The 25,924-nt window shown below is 29.9% G+C and carries 26 protein-coding genes and 1 pseudogene; 23 read left to right on the top strand and 4 right to left on the bottom strand.

All coding sequences use genetic code 11. The features are described from left to right. The first annotated feature begins 48 nt into the window (after positions 1 to 48). The 15 genes and pseudogenes from MOO46_RS02855 (at position 49) to arcD (ending at position 15,580) form a co-directional block, all read left to right on the top strand. Positions 49 to 276 carry a cold-shock protein gene (locus MOO46_RS02855; protein ID WP_249511511.1) on the top strand — a complete coding sequence of 76 codons (228 nt, stop codon included), beginning with the start codon at positions 49 to 51 and terminating at the stop codon, positions 274 to 276. A 43-nt stretch (positions 277 to 319) separates the two neighbouring features. Beyond that, the gene (locus MOO46_RS02850; RefSeq protein ID WP_249511510.1) at positions 320 to 865 is read left to right on the top strand and encodes an NUDIX hydrolase; all 546 of its coding nucleotides are present in this window, start codon (positions 320 to 322) and stop codon (positions 863 to 865) included. A gap of 12 nt (positions 866 to 877) precedes the next feature. Continuing rightward, positions 878 to 1,054: a hypothetical protein gene (locus MOO46_RS02845; RefSeq protein WP_249511509.1), complete on the top strand. Its 177-nt coding sequence runs from the start codon at positions 878 to 880 to the stop codon at positions 1,052 to 1,054. A 15-nt stretch (positions 1,055 to 1,069) separates the two neighbouring features. After that, a complete protein-coding gene (locus MOO46_RS02840; RefSeq protein WP_249511508.1) occupies positions 1,070 to 1,759 on the top strand; it encodes a 5'-methylthioadenosine/adenosylhomocysteine nucleosidase in 690 nt (229 codons plus the stop codon). Positions 1,760 to 1,779: 20 nt separating this feature from the next. Continuing rightward, the gene (locus tag MOO46_RS02835; protein WP_249511507.1) at positions 1,780 to 2,928 is read left to right on the top strand and encodes a cysteine desulfurase family protein; all 1,149 of its coding nucleotides are present in this window, start codon (positions 1,780 to 1,782) and stop codon (positions 2,926 to 2,928) included. An 11-nt stretch (positions 2,929 to 2,939) separates the two neighbouring features. After that, the gene (locus MOO46_RS02830; RefSeq protein WP_249511506.1) at positions 2,940 to 3,278 is read left to right on the top strand and encodes a DUF1831 domain-containing protein; all 339 of its coding nucleotides are present in this window, start codon (positions 2,940 to 2,942) and stop codon (positions 3,276 to 3,278) included. 137 nt (positions 3,279 to 3,415) lie between these two features. Next, complete coding sequence (gene mnmA / locus MOO46_RS02825; protein WP_249511505.1) at positions 3,416 to 4,543, top strand: tRNA 2-thiouridine(34) synthase MnmA; 1,128 nt, start codon at positions 3,416 to 3,418, stop codon at positions 4,541 to 4,543. 110 nt (positions 4,544 to 4,653) lie between these two features. Continuing rightward, positions 4,654 to 5,310: a histidine phosphatase family protein gene (locus MOO46_RS02820; protein WP_249511504.1), complete on the top strand. Its 657-nt coding sequence runs from the start codon at positions 4,654 to 4,656 to the stop codon at positions 5,308 to 5,310. A gap of 8 nt (positions 5,311 to 5,318) precedes the next feature. Continuing rightward, positions 5,319 to 6,032, top strand: a complete 714-nt coding sequence (locus MOO46_RS02815) for a tetratricopeptide repeat protein (protein WP_249511503.1) — start codon at positions 5,319 to 5,321, stop codon at positions 6,030 to 6,032. 14 nt (positions 6,033 to 6,046) lie between these two features. Continuing rightward, positions 6,047 to 8,470, top strand: coding sequence for an SF1B family DNA helicase RecD2 (recD2, locus tag MOO46_RS02810; protein ID WP_249511502.1), 2,424 nt, complete (start codon positions 6,047 to 6,049; stop codon positions 8,468 to 8,470). A gap of 70 nt (positions 8,471 to 8,540) precedes the next feature. Further along, complete coding sequence (locus MOO46_RS02805) at positions 8,541 to 9,497, top strand: ribose-phosphate diphosphokinase (protein WP_249511501.1); 957 nt, start codon at positions 8,541 to 8,543, stop codon at positions 9,495 to 9,497. A 100-nt stretch (positions 9,498 to 9,597) separates the two neighbouring features. Further along, positions 9,598 to 11,238 carry a peptide ABC transporter substrate-binding protein gene (locus MOO46_RS02800; RefSeq protein WP_249511500.1) on the top strand — a complete coding sequence of 547 codons (1,641 nt, stop codon included), beginning with the start codon at positions 9,598 to 9,600 and terminating at the stop codon, positions 11,236 to 11,238. 101 nt (positions 11,239 to 11,339) lie between these two features. Further along, positions 11,340 to 12,326 carry an aldo/keto reductase gene (locus MOO46_RS02795; protein WP_317619373.1) on the top strand — a complete coding sequence of 329 codons (987 nt, stop codon included), beginning with the start codon at positions 11,340 to 11,342 and terminating at the stop codon, positions 12,324 to 12,326. A 156-nt stretch (positions 12,327 to 12,482) separates the two neighbouring features. Then, positions 12,483 to 13,982, top strand: a pseudogene (locus MOO46_RS02790) (IS1182 family transposase); the annotation flags it as partial. Between the two features lie 170 nt (positions 13,983 to 14,152). Beyond that, positions 14,153 to 15,580, top strand: coding sequence for an arginine-ornithine antiporter (arcD, locus tag MOO46_RS02785; protein WP_249511684.1), 1,428 nt, complete (start codon positions 14,153 to 14,155; stop codon positions 15,578 to 15,580). A gap of 40 nt (positions 15,581 to 15,620) precedes the next feature. On the opposite strand, the gene MOO46_RS02780 is transcribed toward arcD, so the two are convergent. From MOO46_RS02780 to MOO46_RS02770, 3 genes are all read right to left on the bottom strand, one after another. Next, entirely contained in the window at positions 15,621 to 16,523 is a 903-nt protein-coding gene (locus MOO46_RS02780) for a diacylglycerol/lipid kinase family protein (protein WP_249511499.1), read from the bottom strand. Positions 16,524 to 16,595: 72 nt separating this feature from the next. Beyond that, a complete protein-coding gene (gene rnjA, locus MOO46_RS02775; RefSeq protein ID WP_249511498.1) occupies positions 16,596 to 18,278 on the bottom strand; it encodes a ribonuclease J1 in 1,683 nt (560 codons plus the stop codon). Between the two features lie 2 nt (positions 18,279 to 18,280). Then, a complete protein-coding gene (locus MOO46_RS02770) occupies positions 18,281 to 18,496 on the bottom strand; it encodes a DNA-directed RNA polymerase subunit epsilon (RefSeq protein WP_249511497.1) in 216 nt (71 codons plus the stop codon). Positions 18,497 to 18,657: 161 nt separating this feature from the next. Between MOO46_RS02770 and MOO46_RS02765 the strand changes: the two genes are divergently transcribed. Next, a complete protein-coding gene (locus MOO46_RS02765; protein ID WP_249511496.1) occupies positions 18,658 to 19,098 on the top strand; it encodes a hypothetical protein in 441 nt (146 codons plus the stop codon). A 35-nt stretch (positions 19,099 to 19,133) separates the two neighbouring features. On the opposite strand, the gene def is transcribed toward MOO46_RS02765, so the two are convergent. Further along, the gene (def, locus tag MOO46_RS02760; protein ID WP_249511495.1) at positions 19,134 to 19,694 is read right to left on the bottom strand and encodes a peptide deformylase; all 561 of its coding nucleotides are present in this window, start codon (positions 19,692 to 19,694) and stop codon (positions 19,134 to 19,136) included. Between the two features lie 142 nt (positions 19,695 to 19,836). Between def and MOO46_RS02755 the strand changes: the two genes are divergently transcribed. The 7 genes from MOO46_RS02755 to rsmD all read left to right on the top strand — a co-directional run bounded on the left by MOO46_RS02755 (position 19,837) and on the right by rsmD (position 25,920). Continuing rightward, positions 19,837 to 20,733: a Rossmann-fold NAD(P)-binding domain-containing protein gene (locus tag MOO46_RS02755; RefSeq protein ID WP_249511494.1), complete on the top strand. Its 897-nt coding sequence runs from the start codon at positions 19,837 to 19,839 to the stop codon at positions 20,731 to 20,733. A gap of 12 nt (positions 20,734 to 20,745) precedes the next feature. After that, positions 20,746 to 21,030, top strand: a complete 285-nt coding sequence (locus tag MOO46_RS02750) for a UPF0223 family protein (protein WP_249511493.1) — start codon at positions 20,746 to 20,748, stop codon at positions 21,028 to 21,030. Between the two features lie 30 nt (positions 21,031 to 21,060). Beyond that, positions 21,061 to 21,834 carry an inositol monophosphatase family protein gene (locus MOO46_RS02745; RefSeq protein WP_249511492.1) on the top strand — a complete coding sequence of 258 codons (774 nt, stop codon included), beginning with the start codon at positions 21,061 to 21,063 and terminating at the stop codon, positions 21,832 to 21,834. Between the two features lie 91 nt (positions 21,835 to 21,925). Then, a complete protein-coding gene (typA, locus tag MOO46_RS02740) occupies positions 21,926 to 23,761 on the top strand; it encodes a translational GTPase TypA (protein ID WP_249511491.1) in 1,836 nt (611 codons plus the stop codon). 115 nt (positions 23,762 to 23,876) lie between these two features. Then, on the top strand, positions 23,877 to 25,052 hold the full coding sequence (locus MOO46_RS02735; RefSeq protein ID WP_249511490.1) for an FtsW/RodA/SpoVE family cell cycle protein: 1,176 nt from the start codon (positions 23,877 to 23,879) through the stop codon (positions 25,050 to 25,052). A gap of 32 nt (positions 25,053 to 25,084) precedes the next feature. Further along, on the top strand, positions 25,085 to 25,354 hold the full coding sequence (locus MOO46_RS02730) for a DUF2129 domain-containing protein (protein ID WP_249511683.1): 270 nt from the start codon (positions 25,085 to 25,087) through the stop codon (positions 25,352 to 25,354). Positions 25,355 to 25,365: 11 nt separating this feature from the next. Continuing rightward, positions 25,366 to 25,920, top strand: coding sequence for a 16S rRNA (guanine(966)-N(2))-methyltransferase RsmD (gene rsmD / locus MOO46_RS02725; RefSeq protein WP_249511489.1), 555 nt, complete (start codon positions 25,366 to 25,368; stop codon positions 25,918 to 25,920). Positions 25,921 to 25,924: the final 4 nt, after the last annotated feature.

The following is a 25,924-nucleotide window of genomic DNA, read 5'->3' as shown; positions in this document are numbered from 1 at the left end:
AATTGACTGGGATTTAATCCCAGCTTTTTTATTTTAAGGAGAGTTATTATGATAAAAGGAAAAGTTAACAATTTTAATCCGGAACATGGTTTTGGATTTTTAAAAGGGCAAGATAAAAATAAAGTATTCTTCCATACTTCTGCTGTAAGTAATAAAAAAGCAGCTGACATTAAAATTGGAGAAGCTGTTGAATATCAAATTGCTGAGGGACAAAAAGGCCAACAAGCGGTTAAAATTACTTTTTTAGAAGATAACGATTCATTGAAAAAAGATTAAAATATCGATAAAATGAAATTATTAATGAAAAAGGTGATTTTTTATGAATTTAGAAGAAAAAGTAATCAAAGTTGAACCTAAATACAAAGGTTCAATTATTGACGTTGAAAAACAAACAGTTAAATTACCTAATGGAGATACATCCACAAGAGATGTTGTTCATCATTCAAAAGCTGTTGGCATTCTTGTTATTACTAAATCTAATAAAATGTTATTAGAAAGACAATGGCGTGCACCAATTTCCAAATCAACATTGGAAATACCAGCTGGTAAGGTAGACAATCGTGATGATACATCAAAACATGCTGCAATTAGAGAACTTAATGAAGAAACTAGATATCATGCCAATAATTTAAAAAGAATTACTGGATTTTATTCTACTGTTGGATTTTCTGATGAATATATGGATCTTTATATGGCAACTGATTTGGAACCAGTTAGTGACGAACTTCCACGTGATCAGGGAGAATATTTAAATATTGATGAATACACTTTGGAAGAAGCAATGAATTTAATTGACAGTGGTAAAATTGAAGATGCAAAAACAATTACTGCAATTTTCTACTGGAAGTTGTTACAAAAAAAGTAGGTGTTGAGTGTTATGAAAAATAATGCTGATTTAACCAGGGAAGAGTATCATAAAAGCAAACAAACTAATGACAAAAACAAATTTGAACAAAAAAATAGTAGATTAAAGAAAATTTTAAATTGGATAATTTTTTGGCTTATATTAGGAATTATTATTACCTATTTAATCTTGTTTTTCTTTAATCCATAGGATTGGTGATTAATTATGAAATTTGGAATTTTATGTGCAATGGATGAAGAAATTAAAACATTGATTTCTTCACTTGATAATGATAAGCAAACTAATATTCATGGAGTTATTTTTCATGAAGGAAATATTTTTGGAAAATCAGTTGTATTAGTTAAATCAGGAATTGGTAAGGTTGAAGCAGGATCTACTACTGCAATGCTAATTACTAATTTTAATGTTGATATTGTAATTAACTCTGGATCTGCTGGTGGAATTGGTACTGGATTATCAGTTGGTGATGTTGTTATTTCTAGTGAGACGGCATACCACGATGTTGATGCAAAAGCAGCCGGATATGCATATGGACAGTTACCTGGCCAACCAGCCAGATTTGAAGCTTCTAAAGAATGGACTAGTAAAGTAGCAGAAGCATCAGAAAATGTTGGTCTAAACGTGAAACATGGTCTGATAGTTACTGGAGATCAATTTATTGCTAGTCAAAGTGCAATCGACAATATCTTAAAAGAATTTCCAGATGCACTTTCATGTGAAATGGAAGGTGCTGCCGTTGGTCAAATTGCTAATCAATTTAACATTCCTTATGTTGTTGTGAGAGCTATGTCCGATGTTGGAGACGAGGATGCAGATAATAGTTTTGATAAATTTATTATTGATGCAGGTAAACGTTCTGCTAAGATGTTATTGAACCTATTTGAAAATAAATAATTAGAGAGGATTGAATATACTTGAAAGAAATTTATTTAGACAATGCTGCTACTACTAAAATTGACGATGAAGTTTTAGCAGATATGTATGATAAATTTAAAAATGTATATGGTAATGCCTCAACTTTATATGGACTTGGTAGAAGAGCCCATACAATTCTAGAAGATAGTAGAGATATTATTGCTAAAAGTATTAATGCCGAATCAGATGAAATTATTTTTACTAGTGGTGGAACTGAAAGTGATAATACTGCAATTATGCAAACTGCTGAAGCTAGAAAAAGTTTAGGTAATCACATTATCACTACTGCAATTGAACACGAAGCAGTTTTAAAGCCATTATCTTTTCTTGAAAATAATGGATTCAGAGTAACTTATCTTCCGGTAGATAAAAATGGTCAAATCAGCATTGATGATTTGAAATCTGCTTTAGATGACGATACTATTTTAGTTACAATCATGACTGGTAATAACGAAGTGGGTTCACATATGCCAATTCATGAAATTGGGAAAATTTTAAAAGATCACCAAGCTTGGTTTCATACTGATGCAGTACAAGCCTATGGGCTATCAAATATTGATGTAAAAGCTGATTATATTGATATGTTATCTACTTCAGCGCATAAGCTGAATGGTCCTAAAATGATGGGATTTTTGTATCGTAAAGAAGGAATTAGTTTTCCTAGTTTTATCAAGGGTGGAGATCAAGAAGATAAGCGTCGTGCTGGGACTGAAAACATTCCGGCTATTTCTGGCTTTGCAACAGCGGTTTCTTTAGCTACTCCTGAATTAAAGAAAAAATTACATGATCGTTATGTAGGATTTAAACGTACAATTATTGAAACATTAAAAAATAATAATATTGATTTTGAAGTTAATGGCTCTATGGACAACAATAACTTGCAGCATGTTTTTAATCTATGGGTTAAAAATGTTCCAACTGATCTATTACAAACTAATCTTGATTTAGATGGTATAGCTGTTTCTTCTGGGTCTGCATGTACTGCTGGTAGTATTGAACCATCACATGTTTTAATTGCAATGTATGGGAAAGAAAGTCCACGGATTAGTCAATCAATCAGAATTAGTTTTAGTAAATTTACTACTGATGATGATATTGATTCGTTTGTAACTTCTTTAATAAGAATTGTAAATCGGATAAAAAGATAGGAGAACTTAAAATGGCTTTTTCAACTGAAAATAAAATTGATGGTGATTCTAATGTTTATTCAATTAATCCATCAATCAAACGTTATACATTAACTGATACTGGATTCAGTAAAACTAATGCAGGTAACTTTGCATTTGAACAATCTTTAGACACTGAAGATCCTTACAAAGGAATAAAGTTAAAAATCACCTTTAAGGCTGATTTAAAATCGTTCAAAATGTCTACAGTTAGTGGTAATGGAATGAATAAAGTTAATATTTTTAAAAATACTAATAAAGATAATTTAATTCAGCAATTTCAATTTTTAATGAATAATTTTGTTGAACGAGAAGTTTTTATTAAAAAATAAAAAGAAACGCCTGGGCGTTTCTTTTTTTGTGAATTTATTGCATTTGATTGCTAAAATATGTATTATAGCAACTATGGGATATGCGACCTTCAAATCGTAGATTCTATGAATCTAGAAGAAATGATGGTGAGTTTTATATGACAGATAATAGTAAGACTCGTGTTGTTGTTGGAATGTCAGGTGGAGTAGATTCATCTGTTTCAGCTTATTTATTGAAGCAACAGGGTTATGATGTTATCGGGGTTTTTATGAAAAATTGGGATGATACCGATGAAAATGGAGTATGTACAGCAACTGAAGATTATAAAGATGTTGCTAAAGTTGCTTCTGAAATTGGGATTCCTTATTATTCTGTAAACTTTGAAAAAGAATATTGGGATCGTGTCTTTACTTATTTCTTAGAAGAATACAAGAAGGGTAGAACACCTGATCCAGATGTTATTTGTAATAAAGAAATTAAATTTAGAGCATTTTTAGATTATGCACTAGAATTAGGTGCTGATTATATTGCTACTGGCCACTATTCTCGTTTGGAAAGAGATAGTCAAGGGCATAACCATTTATTAAGAGGGAGTGACGATAATAAAGATCAAACCTACTTCTTAAGCCAATTGTCAGCTGAACAATTGGATCGTGTTATGTTCCCAATTGGTGATATGGAAAAACCAAAAGTTAGAGAAATCGCTAAAGAAGCAGGCCTTGCAACTGCTGATAAAAAAGATTCTATGGGAATTTGTTTTATCGGAGAAAAAAACTTTAAATCATTCTTAAGTAATTATTTACCTGCAACTTCAGGTAAAATGATGACTTTTGATGGTGAAGTTAAAGGTACTCATGATGGCTTAATGTACTATACAATTGGTCAACGTCGTGGCCTTGGTATCGGTGGCGATGGCACCGACAACCGTCCATGGTTTGTTGTTGGTAAAGATTTATCCAAAAATATTTTATACGTTGGTAAGGGATATGAAAATAAACATTTGTATGCTGATTATTTAGATGCCTCTGATATTTTCTGGATTAATGATATTACTAACCGTGGCAATGATTTTCGTTGTACTGCCAAGTTCCGTTATCGTCAAACTGATGTTAACGTTACAGTTCATTTGAATGATGATGGTAAGTCATTACGTGTCATTTTTGATGAACCGGCTAGAGCCGTTACTCCTGGTCAAGCAGTTGTTTTCTATGATGGCGATGAATGTTTAGGATCAGGCATTATTGATGCTGCTTTTCAAAATGACAAAGAATTACAATATATTTAACTATAAAAAGTCTTTAAAAAATATTTTAAAGACTTTTTTTGTTTAAAACTTTGAATTTATATTGGTAAATTGAGATAATATATATAATAATTTTTTAACGAGGGATAAAATTGAGATTATATTTTATAAGACATGGCAAAACAAAATGGAATTTAGAAAGTCGTTATCAAGGTGCAGGAGGCGATTCTGATTTATTGCAACAAAGTTATAATGAGATGGATAAATTAGCTACTGAACTGAAGACAATTAAATTTTCACATGCATATTCTAGTCCAATTAAACGGGCCAGATTAACTGCTAACAGGGTAATTAATCAATTAGATCATCGACCTAATTTATCTTTATGGAGCCGTTTAGAAGAGTTCAATTTAGGTAAAATGGAAGGCCAAAAGTTTTTGGATGTAGAAAAGAAATATCCTGAATCTTTTAATAATTTTAGGAATCATCCGGAAAAGTATGATGCTAAGGAAATTGGTGGAGAAAGCTTTTCTGATGTTATTAATAGAATGCGGCCTGCAATTCAATCAATAGTTAAAAATAATAATGATTATAGTAACGTAATTATTTTTAGTCATGGTGCTGCGCTTAAAGCCATTATTAATGCACTATTGGATACCCCAATTAAAGATGTTAGAAATCGTGGTGGATTAGCTAATACTAGCACCACCATTTTAGAAACTAATGATAATGGTTACAGCTTTCATTTAATTAAATGGAACGATACTGACTATTTAAATAAGAATTTAGATAAGACTGACTTAATATAGGTGATATTATGGAAAATAATGATGAAAAGTTAAAAAATAGACAATCTCAAGTTCAAAAAGAACATGAAAAAAGACAAAAAAAAGCTGACAAAACTTTACACAATTTAGTTACTGATATTGATGAACACCCACATGATTATCGAACTTATTATGATTTAGGTGCTTTTTTAGTTGAATTGCATAATTTTACTCAAGCAGAAGAGCTAATGATGAAAGCCTTGGGATTATTTGCAAATCAAAGTAAAAAAGCTAAAGAAGTTTTAACTTATGGCTTAGGGAATGTTTACTATGCTGCTGGTGAATTTGATAAATCGATTGAACAATTTAATTCTTTGAGTAGTTCAGATCTTAAATCAGATTCATATATTATGTTAGCTCAAAGTTATATGGGAAAAAAAGATTACAAAAAAGCGGTTGTTTTTGCTTTAACTGCACAAGGATTTAGAAGACAAGATCCAGATGTTAACTATCTTTTAGGAAGTAGTTTAATGGCATTGGGAAATTTTTCTGAAGCTGCTCAATTTTTAGATACAACATTAAAAGCCCAACCTAAAAATGGTAAAGCTAATTTTGATCGTGGAATTGTTGCAATGGTTTTAGGCGAAAATTTTAGTAATTATTTTAATAAATCTAAAAAATATGATGAAAAATATTTCAATGATGGTCAAAAGCGTTTATCTGATATCGAAAAATATATTCAAGCTAAACAAAGCAAAAAATAAGGAGGAATAAGCCCGTGGCAGAATCCATTAGTTTGTTCGCAGATAGTGGGGACGATAAAGAACAAAACCAAACATATATAAAAGGAAAAGTTACGGCCACCTTTTTTGAAAGTAACGATAGCTTTTATAAAGTAATTCTTGTTAAAATTATCGATACTAATCTTTCTGACTGGAATGAAGATGAAGTTGTTATTACTGGTAATTTTGCTGATGTAGTTGAGGACAATGAGTATTGCTTTTATGGTAATATAGTTGAACACCCAAAGTATGGAAAACAATTTAAAGCTACTAATTATGAAAGTAATGTTCCTACATCTTACGAAGGTTTAGTTTCATATTTATCTGGTGATGACTTTCCTGGAATTGGTAAAAAAACTGCTTCTAGAGTTGTTGATATTTTAGGTAATAATCTAATTCAAAATATTTTAAACGATTCTAAAGTTTTGAATAAAGTAGGATTGAATAATAAGCAAAATACAACAATTGTTAATTCTATTAATAAAAATAATGGGATGGAGCAAGTTATTATTGGCTTGAATAGTTATGGATTTGGTAGTGATTTATCATCTAGTATTTATAATAAGTATAAAAATGATACTTTAGATGTTATTAATGAAAATCCGTATCGCTTAGTTGAAGATATTAATGGCATTGGTTTTAAAAAAGCTGATGAAATTGCTTCTAAAATAGGGATGTCTTCCAACAATCCAGCTAGAATTAGAGCAGGATTAATCTCAGCTTTACAAAATTTATCAATAAAAAATTGTGATACTTACACTTTTACGGGGCCAATTATTGATGAAACTTTGAGATTATTAAATAATGGTAGCGGTAATAATATTTCTGGAGAGGATTTATCTAGTCAATTTATTGAATTAGCACGCAGTCAAAAAATTGTTGGAGAAGATGATCGGGTCTATTTAAAATCTCTATATGATGATGAATGGCAAATAGCTGAACATTTAAATCGAATTATTAAAAACCCAAGTCCAATTAAGTACAATAAAGCAACGATTAATAAAAAAATTAGATTAGTAGAAAAAAAGCTTAATATAGAATATGATGATTCACAGTTAGCTGCTTTAAAAAGCGCTGTTGATTCACAAATGTTTTTATTAACTGGAGGGCCTGGAACTGGTAAAACAACAATTATCAAAGGAATTATTTATTTATATGCTTATCTAAATGACTATTCTTTGAATCTTAATTCCTATAAAGATGAGGAATTTCCCATGTTATTGGCTGCACCAACTGGTCGTGCAGCTAAAAGGATGAATGAAGCTACAGGAGTTCCCGCTAGTACTATTCATAGATTATTAGGACTTAATGGTCATGAAGAAGATAGTGTTGAAAATACTAAAGACCTAGATGGTGGTTTGTTGATAATTGATGAGGTATCTATGGTAGATACTTACTTATTCAAGTCCTTAGTTAGAGCTATTCCCAATGAAATGAAAGTTATATTGGTTGGAGATAAGGATCAATTGCCTTCTGTTGGTCCTGGGCAGGTATTTAGTGACCTACTTAATTCTGAATGTATAAATAGTATGCATTTGAATACTATTTATCGTCAAGATAGTGATTCAACAATCATTCCATTGGCACATAGCATTCAACAAGGGACTTTACCTAGTGATTTTAAAGATAAAAAGCCTGATCGAAGTTTTATTTCTTGTACACCAAGTCAAATGAGTAATGTTATTGAACAAATTGTTACTAGAGCTAAATTGAAAGGTTTTACCGCCAATGATATTCAAGTCTTAGCACCAATGTATCGTGGAGCTGCTGGTGTTAATCACCTAAACGATGTAATTCAGTCTATTATGAATCCAAGTAATCCAGAAATATTTGAAGTTGAGTCTCGCGGTGTTATTTATCGAGAAGGCGACAAAGTTTTACAATTAGTTAATAGTCCGGAGAACAATGTATTTAATGGTGATATAGGGCAAATTATAAAAATCCAAAAAGATGATGATAAATCCAGTAATGATAAAATTACAATTGCTTTTGATCAAAGTGAGGTTACTTATAAAAGAAGAGACTGGTTACAAATAACATTAGCTTACTGTACAACTATTCATAAAGCACAAGGTAGTGAATTTAGGATGGTCATTCTACCGATAGTGCCTCAATTTTCTAAAATGTTAAAGAAAAATTTGCTTTATACCGCGATTACAAGAGCTGAAGATGCTCTAATAATGATTGGTAACTATAATTCTTTCCTAAATTGTGTTGAAAATGAATCAGATAATCGTAATACTAGTTTGAAATCTAGAATTCAAAAATTAATCAAAGGTAACGTTAAGCCTGAATTGAAATCATTTGATGACTCTAATGTTGATAAGTCTTCTAATGAAAATGATTACCATCTTACTAGTGAAATGATTAGAAAAGAATATGTTGATCCAATGATTGGAATGCAAGGCATTAAGCCATAAAAGGCATGTTTTATTTTATTTTTTGTGTTAAAATTAATCTTTGAATTATTCGATTGAGGGGGAACATTCCATGACAGACAATTCTGATAACAAAGGAATTAAAATTTTTTCGCTAAGTTCTAATAGACCTCTAGCAGAAAAAATATCAAAAACTTGTGGTGTAGAGTTAGGTAAAGCAACTATTAATCAATTTAGTGACGGTGAAATAAAAATTCAAATTGATGAAAGTATTAGGGGCGATTCGGTTTATATAATTCAATCTTTCTCTGACCCCATTAATACTAATGTCATGGAGCTATTCATCATGATTGATGCGGTTAGAAGAACTAGTGCTAAGTCAATTAATGTTGTTATACCCTACTATGGATATTCTAGATATTCAGCTAAAAGACGAGAGCGTAAACCCATTGTTGCAAAGCTGATTGCTTCTGTTTTAGAAAACGATGGAATCGATAGAGTTTTAACATTAGACTTACATTCTCCACAAATTCAAGGTTTCTTTAATAAACCTGTTGATAATCTAAAAATGGATAAAATTATGGCGTCACATATGTTAGATAATTATGATTTAAGTAATGCAGTAGTTGTATCTCCTGATCATGCTGGAGTAGGTCGTGCCAGAGGATTTGCTGGATTAATTGATTCACCAATTGCGATTGTTGACGATCGTGATCCTGGAAATATTAAGCATATACCTACTTTTGTAATAGGGGATGTGAAAGATAAAGTTGCTATAATTGCTGATGATATGATTGATACTGGAAATGGTGCAATTAAGGCAGCCAATGTATTAGCTAAAAATGGTGCTGATAAGATTTATGTAGTAACTACTCATGGAGTATTTGCCAAAGATGCATTACAGAGAATTGATGAATCACCAATTGAAAAAGTAATTGTTTCTGATTCGGTTTATCTATCTAATGATAAAAGAATAGACAAATTGGATGTTGTTTCAGTTGCCACTTTGATGGGCAAAGCGATCACCAGAATTCATGAAAATAAGTCGGTTGGTAAATTATTTAAATAATAATTATAGGCACTTGATTAAATCGGGTGCTTTTTATTTTGCAACGATATATTTTTATGCTAAACTACTTATTGTTATAAATTATGGTAGGTGATATATATTGAAGTGGAAAAAATCAATTGTAGGAATTATGACTGCTGGTTTAGCAATGGTATTAGTTGCTTGTGGTAGTCAAAGTTCTCAAGATAAGCAGATTAATAGTAAACAGTTAAATTTAAGTTATCCAACTGAAATATCATCAATGGATAATACTAAGGCTTCAGATTCTTCTAGTTTAACGATGTTATATCATACAACTGAAGGATTATATCGTTTGGGTGAAAATGATAAAATTGATAATGCCTTAGCTACAAGTTACAAAGTTTCTAACGATGGTAAACAGTATACATTTAACTTGCGAAAAGGAGCTAAATGGGTAAACGGACAAGAAGTGACAGCCAAAGATTTTGTTTATTCTTGGCGTCGAGCTGCTAATCCTAAATCAGCTTCTCAGTATGCATATCTATTCGCACAGATTCAAAATTATGACTCAATCCAAAAAGGTCAAATGAGTCCTGATAATTTAGGTGTTAAAGCGGATGGTAATTATAAATTAGTTGTTAATTTAAATAAGCCAGTTCCTTATTTTAGAAGATTATTATCTTTCCCCGTGTTCTTCCCATTGCAACAGTCAGTTGTTGATAAATATGGTAAGTCATATGGTGAAAATAGTAATAAGACAAATTCGGATGGTCCATTTGTACTAAAGAAATGGAATGGAACTAATGAAAATTGGCAATTGATTAAGAATAATAAATATTGGAACGCTAAAAATGTTCACTTAGATAAAATTAATGTTTCAGTTGTTAAGAATCCTAGTACTTCATTAAACCTATTCCAACAAGGAAAACTAGACGTTACTCCACTAAATGGAGATCAAGTTGTTAATTACAAAAACGAAAAGGGCTTTAAATCCTTTACTGGTGGTGCAACAGTTTATATGTTGCTAAACCAAAAGAAAAATCCTATATTAAGAAATGCTAATGCTAGACGCGCTTTGTCATTAGCTATTAATAGAGAAGAATTATCTAATAATGTTTTACGTGATGGTTCTGTTCCAGCTAAAGGACTAGTTCCATCTAAATTAGCTAGCATGAAAGGAAATGCTAGTGATAAGACATTTGGAGATAAGTCATATGTAAAAGATGCTGTTTCATACAATCTTAATGAGGCCAAATCTCTTTGGAAGAAAGCTATGAAGCAAGAAAATATGTCATCAGTTAACTTATCAATTTTGACAGCTGACGATGACCAATCCAAAGCTAATGCTGAATTTTTACAAACTCAATTAGATAAATTACCTGGTTTATCAATTAATGTAACTTCAATTCCTGATAAAACCAGAATGAGTCGTCAAGATAATGGTCAATTTGATATTGCCATTAATAAATGGGGAGCTGATTTTTCAGACCCAATTAACTTCTTACAATTGTTTGAATCTAATAATTCAATGAACTTTTCAAAATGGAGTAACTCTTCATTCGATAACTACATTGAAATGTCTAATAATCGAGATGCTAATAATTCAGAAAAACGTTTTGATGATTTAGTTAATGCTGAAAAAGTATTAATGCAAAATCAAGGAGTAATTCCATTGTATCAACCAGCAACTGCTGAGTTATGGAACACTCATATTAATGGATATATTTGGAATCCAGCTGGTATGAGTAGAAACTGGATTAACATTAAAATTAATAATTAGTTATTAAAGCTCTTAACATATTATTGTTGAGGGCTTTTCTTGACTTTATATAACGAAAAATTTTAAAATATTTATAGTTTAAAATAATAAGGGGGATTATTATGTATAAAGCTTCAGATCATCGTTATGATAGTATGAAAGTTCGTCGAGCAGGTAATTCTGGATTACAATTACCAGCATTGTCATTCGGTATGTGGCATAGTTATGGTGATGATGCTAACTTTAAAGATAGTGAAAAAGTAATGCTTGATGCTTTTGATAAAGGAATTTTTAGTTTTGATTTAGCTAATAACTATGGACCAGGTTCAGGTGCTGCCGAGAGAATGTTTGGCCAAGTTTATAATGCCGATTTAAAACCTTATCGTGATGAATTAGTTATTACGACTAAAGCTGGCTATCATATGTGGCCAGGACCTTATGGTTCTTTTTCTTCAAAAAAAACTTTAGTAGCTGCAATTGATCGTTCATTGAAACGAATGGGATTAGATTATGTTGATATTTACTATAGTCATAGATTTGATCCTAATACTAGTCTTGAAGAAACGGCCGAAGCACTTGATGGAATAGTTAAGTCAGGTAAAGCATTATATGCCGGTATTTCTAATTATAATGGTGAACAAACTAAAGAAATCATTAAGTACTTTAAAGAATTGCATACTCCATTTGTTGTTAATCAAATGTCTTACAACTTGTTAAATCGACAAGTTGAGCAGGATGGAACAATCGATACTTTAAAGGAAAATAATGATGCCCTAGTTGCATATGGTCCACTTGCTGAAGGAGTTCTAACTGATAAATATTTAAATGGAATTCCTGATGACTTAAAATTGCATTTTACTAATAGTTTCATGTTAAATGATAAAGGAAATGTGGTTGAAAAATTAAACAAATTAAATGATTTAGCTAAAAATCGTGATCAATCATTAGCTCAAATGAGTTTAGCTTGGTTATTACATGATCCGGTAGTAACAAGTGTTGTAACTGGTGCTTCTAAACCAGAGCATTTGATTTCTAATTTAAAGGCATTAGATAATTTATCATTTACTCAAGATGAACTTGATGAAATCGATAATATTCTAAAAAAATAATTTTTTTATAAAAGGGACTGTGACATAAGTCTCTAAAAAAATAACGCTCGTTGGAATTTAATTTTTCCAACGAGCGTTATTTATGTATAATAAAAAACGATATCGAACCAACCGATATCGTTTAAATAAATCTCCTTGAAAGGAAACTTAAAACTAATGAGTACTAATTATATTTTAAATATTCAAAATTGGCAACCTAAAAATAATCATCAAGTAAAAATTATCAATCAAATTGTTGAAATGATTGGTTTAGAAGAAAAATACATATTTGGTAGGCCACGAAAATACGACCTACGGTCACTATTAAAGTTAACCTTGTTTGCTTATTCTAAAGGGATTTTTAGTAGTCGCCAAATTAGTGAGCTGGCAGAAGAAAATTTACCTGCACGTTGGTTAACTAAAAATTCATTTCCTTCATACAGAACAGTCTGTCGATTTAGGATTTCAGATGAAGCAGAAAATTTAATTAGTAAATGCATGAATCAATTAACTAAATATCTAAGAAAAAATAATTATATTGATGATGTAAGTTTTATTGATGGAACTAAAATACTAGCGAATGCTAATAAGTATTCTTTTGTTTGGCGTAAAAATATAATCAGATTCGATAAATTAAATCGCGAAGCGATTATAAAATTACTACATGACATGAATGATGTTAAATATGTGGGTGAACTCCCAGATGACTCTGATATTTCAACAAGTGAGTTAGATGAAATCATCATCCATTTAGAAAATTGTTTAGCAGATTTAAATGATCAAATTAAACAGAATAAAAAACTATCACCTAATCCCCATAAACAAAAGCGTCGTAAGTTAAAAGCCATTAAAAGAAAACTTCGTTTTCGTAAATGCAAACAAATAGAATATCAAAAAAGTAATAAAATATTTTCCAATCGTAATAGTTATTCTAAGACTGATCATGATGCTACTTTTATGCGTATTAAGGAAGACCCCATGTTAAATGGACAACTTAAACCTGCTTATAATTTACAAATTGCCACTAGTGGACAATTCATAACTAATTTTGACATTTATCAAAATCCCACTGATACTCGTACTTTAATTCCGTTCTTAAATAAACAAATTAAGAATAATAGTTTAGGTAAATATATTGTTGCCGATGCTGGTTATGGATCTGAAAGTAATTATCGCTTTATAGAAGACAAACTAACTAATAACATTCCTTTAATTCCCTATGGAACAATGTTAAAAGAACAAAGTCGTAAATGGAAAAGTGATGACCGTAAGGTCATGAATTGGTATTATAATTCAAAAGATGATTATTATATTGATCCCAAAGGCATCAGATTTAATTTTAATGGTTATCGTAAAAGAACTGATAAATATAAATTCACTCGTGATTTTAAAGAATATAAAGCTGAAAAGTATGATCTTAATCAAGACATTAATTCATATGCTCTAACTAAGTCTGGTAACACTAGAAAAATTAGTATTAATTATGCATGGGAATATTTTAAAAACAAACAAAAAGCATTGCTTTTGGCACCAAAAACAAGTGATATTTACGCAAAAAGAAAGATAGACGTTGAATCGGTTTTTGGTAGACTAAAGGCTTCTTTGCGTTTCAATCGATTCTCCGTTAGGGGAATCGATAAGGTTAAAAAGGAAGCTGGGTTTACTATAATGGCATTAATTTTATAAAGTTATATACAAAAATAGGATTTACGTTAAATTTAAAACGTAAATCCTATTTTTGTATAGACTTATGTCACAGTCCCTTTTATTGTATACAATTACTTATTAATTACGTTATAATTGAATTTATTGTGTTTTTTAGAAAAATTTTTAAAGGAGAGAATGAAATGGGGAACTCCGCAAAAAAGCTAAACCTATATGAATTAATTGGTTTAGTAGTTGGTTCAATTATTGGTGGAGGAGTTTTTAATTTAATGAATGATATTTCTGCTAATGCTGGAGCTGGTGCAGTTATCATTGGATGGATTATAACTGGAATTGGAATGCTTTCTTTAGCACTAACTTTTCAAAATTTAACGATTAAAAGACCAGATTTACAAGCAGGTGTTTATAGTTATGCTGAAGCTGGTTTTGGTAGATACATGGGATTCAATTCTGCGTGGGGATATTGGTTATCAGTTTGGCTTGGTAATATTAGTTACGCTACCTTACTAATGAGTGCTTTGACTTATTTTTTCCCAATATTCGATAATGGTCATAATCTAATATCCTTTGGTGTTGGATCTATCTTTTTATGGATTTGTCACTTTTTAATTTTAAGAGGTATTCAATCTGCTTCTTTTATTAACACTATTATTACTTTCACTAAGTTAATTCCATTATTTTTGTTTATAGTAATTATGATTATTGCTTTTAAATTGAATGTGTTTACAACTGATTTTTGGTTGATGGGTAATAAGCCTTTCAATTTTAGTGATGTTTTGGGTCAAGTTAAAAGTACAATGTTAGTTACTGTTTGGGTCTTTTCAGGAATAGAAGGGGCCGTTATTTTTTCAGGATATGCTAAAAAAAGAAAAGATGTTGGTCGAGCTACGGTTTTAGGAATTGTAATAGTTGCATTGATTTATATGTTAGTTACTTTATTATCTTTTGGTGTAATGAAGCAAGCGCAGTTATCTCATTTAGGCCAACCTGCGATGGCATATTTATTACAAAGTTTAATTGGTAAGTGGGGAGCTATTATTGTTAATATAGGACTAATTATTTCAGTAATTGGTGCATGGCTTTCTTGGACTATGTTTGCATCTGAAGTTCCATATGAAGCCGCTAAAGTTGGTACTTTTCCAAAAACTTTTGCTAAAGAAAATAAAAATGGTGCCCCCATCAATTCTTTAATTTTCACAAATGTTTTAGTTGAAATATTTATGGTTTCATTTTTAGTTTCTTCTAGTGCTTATCACTTATTTTATTCTATTTCTAGTGCTGCTGTTCTTATTCCATATGCTTTTTCTGCTTTTTACCAATTAAAATATTCTTACTTGGATGATAAAACACCTAGTAGAAATAAAAATCTGTTTGTGGGAATTATAGCCAGTATTTACTCATTCTGGCTATTGTATGCAGCTGGATTAAATTTCATGTTATTAGCAACTATTTTGTTTGCAGCTGGAATCCCAGTTTATTATTATTTACAAAAATTTGATAATAAAGAAAGTATAGTATTTAATAATATAGAAAGATTTATTGCAGTAATTTTGTTTATTTTTGCTATTATTGCATTATATTGTCTCATTAATGGACTTATTACTGTTTAATAATATATAAAAAGCGCTGTGTTATATACTGCAGCGCTTTTTATATTATAAATGGGTATTTTGTTATTTTATAATCAATATCATAAAAACGACTACCTAATTGTTCACCATCAACTTGTCCATACTCTAATGAAGGTATTGTAATACTAATTTCATTTCCAGTAAATTTATGAATCGATCTCATCTTAAAGTGCTTTCCTATTATCACTAACATTAGAGTATAAACTAATCTAATAATATTTCTTTTTTCTATAACAATTAAATTCATATTATTATTAGATTGACTTACTGTACACATAATTGTTTTTGAAAAATAATAATTTTTATTATTATCTATTTTTATTTTAGATTCAAAAGAATCTATTTTATATAACAGTGGAATTAATGAAATAAGTTTAGTAATTTTATTAAATTTGCTTTTATTTCCAATGGTGCTTTTTAAATTAACAACATTGGCATCTAAACCAATTCCTATATTATTATGAAAAACGCCATATTGATTTTTTATATTTTCATAAAAAATTCCAATACTTAAATCATTAACCACCGGTTTTTTAATTAACTTAACTATTTCTTTTTTCCAATTGTTTCTTTTAATACCATGTTCTTTAGCAAAATTATTATTTTTACCAAAAGGTAAAATGCTAATCGGAATATCAGGAATACTTCTATCTTCTTCTTGTTTTACATAAATAGCACTTAATACTTCATTAAGGGTTCCATCACCACCGATAATTATTATTGCTTTAGGAAATTTTTTTATTTTTTTCCATTTTCTTATATAATAATTTAGTATTTCCTTGGCGTGATTTTTTTTTCTTGTTACCTTAAGAGTGTATTTAATATCGTTATCTTGTAAAATGTTTTCAACTTTTTTCCAGTTGTTTTTTGTTTTTCTGTCATTAGCTGCGGGATTCAGAATTATTAAGTAGTCTGAAAGCAATATATTTTCTCCTTTTTAATTAAAAAGACGAATTCATTTAAGAATTCGTCTTTCAAAAATAAGAATAGACAACTATTTTTTATTCATTATTAACATCGGTAAAATTAATGGATGTCTTTCGGTCTTATTATATAAGAATTCTTGTAAATCATCAATAATCGCATTTCTTATACTAGATTCATTGGCATGTCGATTACGCATAGCTCTCCTAATAGTTCTAAATACTAATCTACGACCTTCATCTAGTAGTTGACCAGATTCTCGCATGTAAACAAATCCTCTTGATAGCAAATCAGGGCCGGATTGAATTTCTTGGTCTTTTAGATTAATAGTTGCTACTACAACCACTAATCCTTCTTCAGATAGTAATTGGCGATCACGAAGAACTACACTTCCAACATCACCAATTCCATTTCCATCGACGTATACGTCTCCAGAAGTAAAATGTCCGGCTATTCTTGCAGAATCTTTTGTTAATGCCAAAACATCTCCGTTTTGCATAATAAAACTATTCTTTAGTGGAACACCACATTGCTCAGCTAGTTTTGTGTGAATTTTTAACATTCGATATTCACCATGAATTGGCATGAAAAATTTTGGCTTCATTAAACTAAGCATTAATTTTTGTTCTTCTTGTCCACCATGACCTGAAGTGTGAATTTTATTTACTTTACCGTGGATTACTTTAGCTCCAGCTTCTTCAAGTTCATTGATTACACGATCAACACTAATCTTATTACCTGGAATAGGGTTACTAGAAAACACAACAGTATCATTAGGTTGTATAGATATTTGTCTGTGTGTTCCGTTAGCAATTCTAGATAAAGCGGCCATTTGTTCACCTTGAGATCCGGTACACAATATAAGTGTTTTATCAGCAGGTAAAGACTGTAATTCAGAAGCATCTACAAAAGTATCATCGGGAACGTCTAAGTATCCTAATTCTTGACCATTAACAATCGCAGCTTCCATACTACGTCCAAATACAGCAATTTTTTTGCCGTGTTTAATTGCAGCATCACAAGCAGTTTTAATTCTTGATATATTTGAAGCGAAAGTGGCGAATATAATTCGACCAGTTTCTTCGTCAAATATATGATTTACAGCATGTTGAATCCAACTTTCAGACTTTGTCCAGATAGGGCGTTCAGCATTTGTACTATCAGACATTAGACATAAAACGCCTTCCTTACCGAGACGTGCCATTTCTTGCAAATCAGGTGGCTGTCTGGTAACAGGTGTTAAGTCAAATTTATAATCACCAGTTTCAACGATTACACCAGAAGGTGTATGGACAGCTATTCCAATTGTGTCTGGAATAGAGTGAGTGGTTCTGAAAAATGACACTTTAGTTTTGTTAAATTTGAGAACGCTTTTTGGATTTATTTCATGTAATTCAGTAGTTCTTAATAAACCATGTTCTTCTAATTTACTTTTTATTAATGCTAGGGCTAATGGACCAGCGTAGATTGGCACATTTAAGTCTTTTATTAAGTATGGAACACCACCAATATGGTCTTCGTGTCCGTGAGTAATAACTAACGCCTTGATTTTATCTTTATTTTGAACCAAGTATTGGTAATCAGGAATAACATAATCGATACCTAATAAATCATCTTCAGGAAATTTAATTCCAGCATCAATTAATATAATTTCATCTTGAAATTGAACTCCATAAGTGTTTTTACCAATTTCGCCAAGTCCACCAACGCCATAAATAGCAGTTTCATTATTTTTGACGTTTAGTTTATTCATAATTATTTAAACTCCGTAATTTTAAAATCTGGGCTCTTTTGTTCGTAAGCCAAGTGATTGCCTTCTAAAGGTTCAATAAATTCAATATTGTGATCTGTATTTTTGTCGACAATTTCTCTTGCTTCAACTTCAGTTTCACATTCTACATATAGAGATTTTGTAAATTCTCTTTTAGGATTAGATTTTGTATTTTCTTGATATAAAACTTTAAATATCATTTAAATAACTCCCTTTCATATTTTTAACCGTACGATTGTGCAAATACACAAATGATTAAATCAATTTTATCATATAAGTTTTAATAAGTATAGTAAGCAATTTAGTTGTGAAAATGTTAAAATCACTATCATAACAGTGATTTTAAGTAGGGGGGATATCTTTGTTAATCTTTGAAATGATATTGGCATTTGTTGCTGCTGTTATTATCTATAATTTAGTTCATCATTTTTTTATTACTAAACCTATTGATAAAGGAAATAAAATTACAATGGAAGTCTTAGATGAATTCGTTAAATATTTGAATCAAAAGAATGAAAATAAATTATACGTTATAGAAAAAAATAACAATGCTAAAATTTGGGGTAGAAATATTTATGATTATGAGTATGTAATTAATTATGATAAAACTTTTGATAAAGCAAATATTCAATCTTATATTCAGAATGAAATAAAAATATTTAATAATAAATCTAATTTTAATCATGACATTGTTATGACTGACTTCTTTTTTAGAAATGATGTTATGCATATAGATTTTGCTTACTTATTAAATTCATCAACATATGAATATGTTTTAGATATGAAAAAATTAAATAAATAATCCCTGTAAGTCATTATGATTTACAGGGATTTATATTATTCAACAAATAGGTCATTATCTTTTTTAGAAAATGGGTTTTCTTTATCGATATGATCATAAAATAAAGTACCATGTAGATGGTCAATTTCATGTTGACAAACAATAGCTGGATAATTCTTTAATCTAATAGTATGTTCTTTTCCTGAAACATCTTGATACTTAAGTGTGATTCTAGCTGAACGATGAATAAATCCTTCGAAATCTTTGTCTACTGATAAACAACCTTCACCTTCAGTTAAAGCACATCTTTGAACTGAATTGGACATAATAACAGGATTAATAATTACATCCTTGAATAATGGTTTTTCATCTTCATTGTCGCTTGGAACTAATACTGATGCCATCATTTCAGATACACCGACTTGTGGTGCAGCTAATCCAACCCCTGCTCTTAACCTGTATTTATCACATAAATCAGGATTTTGACTGACTTCTAGATATTCCATTAATTCTTTGGCTAATTTTTGATCTTTTTCACTAAGTGGAAACTTTACTTTACTAGCTTGTTGTCTAAGAACTTTGTTACCGTCTCTAACAATATCTTTCATTAAAAACAAATTATTTTCCTCCTTTTTTCTAAATTATTATATCATATGAAAAAAATAATTTAACGTATGTTAAATTTTATTCTTAAATGTTTTTATCTAAATTTAATTAAATTATGTATAATATATTATGAAAGTTTAATAGGGGGATTATATGAATAATAGATTGATTTTATCTGGTAATACTACAAGAATTAGAGAATTTGTTAAGTTTTTAAGCATAATTGATTATCCAATAGAAGTTTTATCGTTAAATAACAAATTAGAAAATTTTTTTAACGAATTTTTAACGCTAAATATTTGTAACAATTTTAAGATTCTAAATACACCAGTAGATAATTTTGAAAACTTTGATGCCATTCTATATTTGTATGATTTTCCAGAAAATGTTGATAACATTGAATTTTTAAAAGATAAAGTATCTAATTTTAGACTTTTAATTAATGATGCCATAGAGAAAGGATTCGATGGCAAAATATTGATTAATGGTTATCATGATGATGTTATTACATACTTTGCTAATAAATTCACTGGAAAATCTTTTCATAATATAATTGGTTTGGGAACATTGCCTAATACTTTAATTGTAAAAAATATTTTAAAAAATTATTTTAATGTTAACTATTCAGATATAAGTATTAGTACATTAGGCAATAATGCTTGCAATGTTATTTCTTGGAGTCGATCATATATTGGACAGTCACCCATTTTGTCATATTTATCTGATAAAAATAACTTGTTCAAAGACGAAATTAGGGAACAGATTAGTGGTGATTTGGCAGATGGTAAAACTATAAAAGATGATGTATTAAATTTTAAATCAATAATAATTATTATTGATGCTCTTTACCATAAAAAACCTACCATTTTAGATTTAACAAATTTGTCGAAGGTAAATAATGCAATTGAAGTTTTTTCCTCACCTGTTTTTATAAATGAAAAAGGTATCTTTAAGTACATAACTTTTTCGTTGTCTGACAATGAAAAAGATTTTTTAGATCATTCTGTCGAACAATCTAAAAATATAATTAATAAAGTAATGCAAAAGTAGGTGAAATATATAATGAGTCAGAACTATTCATATCCTATTTTTGAAAGTTGGAATAGGAATGAGATTATTTCAATGATGAGTTTGTACAACTCTGTTGAAAAAGCGTATGAAGATAATAATGGAATTAACAAAGATCAAATAATTGAATTATATAAACATTTTCAAAGTATAAATCCTTCCAAAATGGAACAAAAACAAATTGATAGTAATTTCTTTAATATATCAGGATACAGTATTTATAAAACTTTTAAAGCTGCAACAAATAATAAATCTAAAAATGTCAGAATGAATAAATAATTGATATATTTATGTGTGGTGATTTAATTTATGGATGAAGAATGGATAAAAACAACAGATAAAAAGATTATAAATCTTATTAGATTAACAAGAAAAAATACCTTAGATTATATTAATAAAGATATTAATGTTAGCACTAAGACTACTCGTAAAGACTTAGTTACTAATGTGGATAAGAGTAATGAACAATTTTTAGTTAATAATATTAGGGAAATTGATCCTAAATCCAAAATTTTAGGTGAAGAGGGATTTGGTGATAACGTAAATTCCATGAGTGGACATGTTTGGATTATTGATCCAATTGATGGAACTATGAATTTTGTTAAGGAAAAAAATCATTTTGCAATTATGCTTGCTCTGTATATAGATGGAAAAGGAATTTTAGGATATATATTAGATGTTATGCAAAATAAACTTTATCATGGAATATTTGGAAAGGTTTATGAGAATGATAAAGAAATTTTTAGTCCAAAAAATATTTCATTAAATAATGGCCTTATGGGGATGAGTGCACCATTATTAATAAATGATTATGATAATATGCAATCTATTGCTCATAAAAGCTCTGGTGTAAGAATATATGGAAGTGCTGGTATTCAGTTCATTTCCGTTATAAAAGGTGAACTTATAGGGTATATTTCACATTTGAAGCCCTGGGATATTGCTGCTGGAAAAGTCATGTGTGATAGCCTAGGCATTACTGTGACCACTATTGACGGGAATGCGCTTGATATGGTATCATCAGAAACTGTATTGATAGCGACGAAGATTGCACATAAGGAAATACTTGACTTAGTAAAGTAATGACCTTATGTGTAAATTTATATAAAATAATAACTTGATTCCGAGTTGCTAAGTAAGAGATAAGTGGATACTTCGAAAGGATGGCAAACATATGAAGACAAGAGACGATATTAGAAATATTGCTATTATTGCCCATGTTGACCACGGTAAAACAACATTGGTTAACGAATTATTAAAACAATCAGATACATTAGATGAACACGTTCAGATTGAAGATCGTGCAATGGATACAAATGACATTGAACGTGAACGTGGTATTACAATTCTTTCAAAGAATACTGCTGTTAGATATGGAGATAAACAAATTAATATTTTGGATACTCCAGGACATGCTGACTTTGGTGGAGAAGTTGAACGTATCATGCGAATGGTTGATGGTGTATTACTAGTTGTTGATGCTTTTGAAGGTACTATGCCTCAAACTCGTTTTGTTTTGAAAAAAGCGTTAGAACAACATCTAACACCAGTTGTAGTTATTAACAAGGTTGACCGTCCAGGTTCACGTCCTAGTGAAGTTGTTGATGAAGTACTTGACTTGTTTATTGAATTAGGTGCTGATGAAGAACAACTTGATTTTCCTATTATTTATACCTCAGCAATGAATGGAACTTCAAGTTATGATGATGACTTATCCACTCAAGAACATTCAATGAAACCTGTTTTTGATACTATCGTTGATGCTATTCCAGCTCCTATTGATAATTCAGATGAACCATTACAATTCCAAGTTGCTATGCTTGATTATGATGATTTCGTTGGTCGTATTGGTGTTGGTCGTATCTTCCGTGGAACTATTAAAGTTGGAGATAGTGTTACCGTTATGAAACTTGATGGTTCAACTCAAGATTTCCGTGTTACTAAGCTTATGGGATTCTTTGGACTTAAGAAGTTAGAAATTAACGAAGCTAAAGCCGGAGATTTAATTGCTATTTCTGGTATGGAAGATATTAATGTTGGTGAAACTATTGTTGATCCTTCTGCTAAAGAAGCTCTTCCAATTTTAAGAATTGATAAACCAACTCTACAAATGACATTTGGTACTAATACTTCACCATTTGCTGGACAAGATGGTAAATTTGTTACTGCTCGTCAACTAATTGATCGTCTTGAACGTGAATTGCATACTGATGTTTCATTACGTGTTGATGAAACTGATAACCCTGGTGCATGGACAGTTTCTGGACGTGGTGAATTACATTTATCAATTTTAATTGAAAACTTACGTCGTGAAGGATATGAACTACAAGTTTCACGTCCACAAGTTATCATTCGTGAAATTGACGGAGAAAAATGTGAACCATTTGAATCAGTTCAAATTGATACTCCGGAAGAATACTCTGGTTCAATCATTCAAACCTTATCTGAAAGAAAAGGTAACATGCAAAACATGGAAAATGTTGGTAATGGTCAAACTCGTTTGACATTCTTGGCACCTTCCCGTGGATTAATTGGTTACTCAGCAGAATTCTTATCACTTACTCGTGGTTATGGAATTATGAACCATACTTTTGAAAAGTACATGCCAGTTGTTAAGAATTGGAACCCAGGTAGAAGAAATGGTGCTTTGGTTTCAATTAATCAAGGTAAGAGTACAACTTACGCTACAATGGGTATTGAAAATCGTGGTACTATCTTTATTGATCCAGGTACCGAAGTATATGAAGGTATGATTGTTGGTAAAAATAGCCGTGATAATGATATTTCAGTTAATATCACAAAGGGTAAGAAACAAACTAACGTTCGTGCTGCTGGATCAGATGATACAGCTAAAATTAACGAACCAGATCATTTAACTCTAGAAGAATCTCTAGAATTCTTAAATGATGACGAACTTTGTGAAGTAACTCCTGAAAATGTTCGTTTAAGAAAAGATATTTTGAATACTAATGAACGTGAAAAGCAATCTAAGCGTAAACGTCATAACTAAAATTAAAATCAAAAGAGTAGGCCAAATGGCTTACTCTTTTTTTATTCAATTTTCAAAGAATAGCCTCGATTATGCTATAATATTATTAATATTAGCAATTTTTGGAGATGTATTTATGTTTAAATTTAAACAACATATATCGAACTTAAAGAAAAGTTTTTTAACGATGGATTATTATATTTTTATACCTTATATTCTTCTATCTTTTATTGGATTAATAATGGTTTATTCTTCTAGTTCGAATATTGCAGTTCAAAATGGAGGCACTCCTTTTGAATATCTGTTTAAACAAAGTATATATTTATTTATTAGTTTATTTTTAATAATTTTATGCTTAGCAGGTAATAATAAATTCGTTAGGAATCCTAAATTTTTAGGATTGTTCTCTGTAGTTTTATTTTGTAGTTTAATTTATTTAAAATTATTTGGCCATAGTATAAATGGTGCTGCTGGGTGGATTGCTTTAGGTCCCATTCATATTCAACCTACTGAAGTAGCGAAAGTATATATATTACTAAGATTTACTGCAACGATAACTAAAAAAGAACCATATTTAGAAGGTCATTGGTGGGCTTCTATGAGAGCCCAAATTCTTACTACATTATTTTTACTTTTTTTAATTGTTATTCAACCTGATTTAGGTGGTACAATTATTAACTTTTTAATTTTATTTGTATTGTTACTATCTAGTGGAATTAATTGGCGTGGCGCAGGTTTGTTACTAGGAATTACATCTGTGATTTCATATTTAGTAGTTAAACTATTAGCTATGATTTTTAGTAATGGAACTGATAATTATCAAATTCAAAGAATAATTTCTTTTACTGATCCATTTAAATACTCTCAAGGTATCGGTGCTCAATTAGTTAATTCATATTATGCATTGAGTAACGGAGGTGTCTTTGGAGTCGGATTAGGTAATAGTATTCAAAAAACAGGTTACTTACCTGAACCTAATACTGACTTTATTATGTCCATTGTGGCTGAGGAATTAGGACTTATCGGAGTATTATTTATTCTGTTTTTATTATTAACTATAATCGTTAGGTGTATCCAACTAGGTATTCGTTCTCGAAATACATATGATACATTAATATGTTATGGCGTAGGTTCGTACTTAACTATTCAGGCGTTTATTAACGTAGGTGGTGTAAGTGGTATGTTACCAATTACGGGTGTAACTTTTCCTTTTATTAGTTATGGTGGTTCTAGTATGATTACTTTGTCTTTGTGTATTGGTATGATTTTAGTTATTAGCTCGAAACAAAAGAAACAACGTTATGATTTCTAAATATTTTCTTGGAGGATTGTATTTTGAATAAAATGCTAGAAAATAGAAGATCTCTGATTATTTATGTATATTCCACTAAACAAATCAGACAATTAAAAAAGTATGGATTAATTTACTATGTATCTGATAGTATGCACTATGTAGTTATGTACATTAATTCTAATAATTATGATTTGGTTACAGAAAAATTGAAAAAATTAAAATTGGTTAAAAAAGTTTTAAGTTCACCATATATTGGTTTGTATAATGATCTTTCACAAAAAGAAGATATTGATGACCAAAAAGATGACGATGAATATTAAGAGGTGTTTAAATGCGAATTATATCCGGTAAGTTTGGCAGTAGAAACTTAAAGTCAGTACCTGGAAATAAAACAAGGCCTACTACTGATAAAGTTAAAGAATCTTTATTTAATATGATTGGTCCCTATTTTAATGGCGGAAATTTTTTAGATTTGTTTGCAGGTTCTGGTGCTGTATCGATTGAGGCAGTTTCAAGAGGCTTTGATAGTGCTACTTTAGTAGATCGACAATATTCTGCTATAAAAACAATTAACGAAAATATTAAAATTACCAAGGATAAAAATGCTTTTAACGTTTTAAAAATGAACGCTGAAAATGCATTAACATATTTATCTGAAAATAATAGAAAATATGATATTGTTTTTTTGGACCCACCATATAAAGATCAAAAAATGATTACTCAACTAAATGAAATTAAAAATTTAAATTTATTAAATAATGGTGGTATTGTTGTGTGTGAAACTGATGATAATGTCATTCTTGAAGATAATGTTGAAGGATATAAGATGATTCAACAGAAAAAATATGGAATAACGATTATCTCTATCTACAAATTACAGGAGTGATCTT

Origin of the sequence: Apilactobacillus apisilvae, assembly GCF_023380225.1 — a bacterium.
Lineage (GTDB): Bacteria > Bacillota > Bacilli > Lactobacillales > Lactobacillaceae > Apilactobacillus > Apilactobacillus apisilvae.
Note: the sequence above shows the minus strand (reverse complement) of the source record. Positions and strands in the feature narration are given on the sequence as shown.

What these genes read in the sequence shown, in the direction of transcription:
- MOO46_RS02845 (WP_249511509.1), top strand. Translation starts at nt 878, where the DNA reads ATGAAAAATAATGCTGATTTAACCAGGGAAGAGTATCATAAAAGCAAA.
- MOO46_RS02830 (WP_249511506.1), top strand. Translation starts at nt 2,940, where the DNA reads ATGGCTTTTTCAACTGAAAATAAAATTGATGGTGATTCTAATGTTTAT.
- MOO46_RS02850 (WP_249511510.1), top strand. Translation starts at nt 320, where the DNA reads ATGAATTTAGAAGAAAAAGTAATCAAAGTTGAACCTAAATACAAAGGT.
- rsmD (WP_249511489.1), top strand. Translation starts at nt 25,366, where the DNA reads ATGCGAATTATATCCGGTAAGTTTGGCAGTAGAAACTTAAAGTCAGTA.
- mnmA (WP_249511505.1), top strand. Translation starts at nt 3,416, where the DNA reads ATGACAGATAATAGTAAGACTCGTGTTGTTGTTGGAATGTCAGGTGGA.
- MOO46_RS02770 (WP_249511497.1), bottom strand. Translation starts at nt 18,496, where the DNA reads ATGATATTTAAAGTTTTATATCAAGAAAATACAAAATCTAATCCTAAA.
- MOO46_RS02735 (WP_249511490.1), top strand. Translation starts at nt 23,877, where the DNA reads ATGTTTAAATTTAAACAACATATATCGAACTTAAAGAAAAGTTTTTTA.
- MOO46_RS02730 (WP_249511683.1), top strand. Translation starts at nt 25,085, where the DNA reads ATGCTAGAAAATAGAAGATCTCTGATTATTTATGTATATTCCACTAAA.
- arcD (WP_249511684.1), top strand. Translation starts at nt 14,153, where the DNA reads ATGGGGAACTCCGCAAAAAAGCTAAACCTATATGAATTAATTGGTTTA.
- MOO46_RS02745 (WP_249511492.1), top strand. Translation starts at nt 21,061, where the DNA reads ATGGATGAAGAATGGATAAAAACAACAGATAAAAAGATTATAAATCTT.
- MOO46_RS02795 (WP_317619373.1), top strand. Translation starts at nt 11,340, where the DNA reads ATGTATAAAGCTTCAGATCATCGTTATGATAGTATGAAAGTTCGTCGA.
- rnjA (WP_249511498.1), bottom strand. Translation starts at nt 18,278, where the DNA reads ATGAATAAACTAAACGTCAAAAATAATGAAACTGCTATTTATGGCGTT.
- typA (WP_249511491.1), top strand. Translation starts at nt 21,926, where the DNA reads ATGAAGACAAGAGACGATATTAGAAATATTGCTATTATTGCCCATGTT.
- MOO46_RS02855 (WP_249511511.1), top strand. Translation starts at nt 49, where the DNA reads ATGATAAAAGGAAAAGTTAACAATTTTAATCCGGAACATGGTTTTGGA.
- MOO46_RS02805 (WP_249511501.1), top strand. Translation starts at nt 8,541, where the DNA reads ATGACAGACAATTCTGATAACAAAGGAATTAAAATTTTTTCGCTAAGT.
- MOO46_RS02755 (WP_249511494.1), top strand. Translation starts at nt 19,837, where the DNA reads ATGAATAATAGATTGATTTTATCTGGTAATACTACAAGAATTAGAGAA.
- MOO46_RS02815 (WP_249511503.1), top strand. Translation starts at nt 5,319, where the DNA reads ATGGAAAATAATGATGAAAAGTTAAAAAATAGACAATCTCAAGTTCAA.
- MOO46_RS02840 (WP_249511508.1), top strand. Translation starts at nt 1,070, where the DNA reads ATGAAATTTGGAATTTTATGTGCAATGGATGAAGAAATTAAAACATTG.
- MOO46_RS02750 (WP_249511493.1), top strand. Translation starts at nt 20,746, where the DNA reads ATGAGTCAGAACTATTCATATCCTATTTTTGAAAGTTGGAATAGGAAT.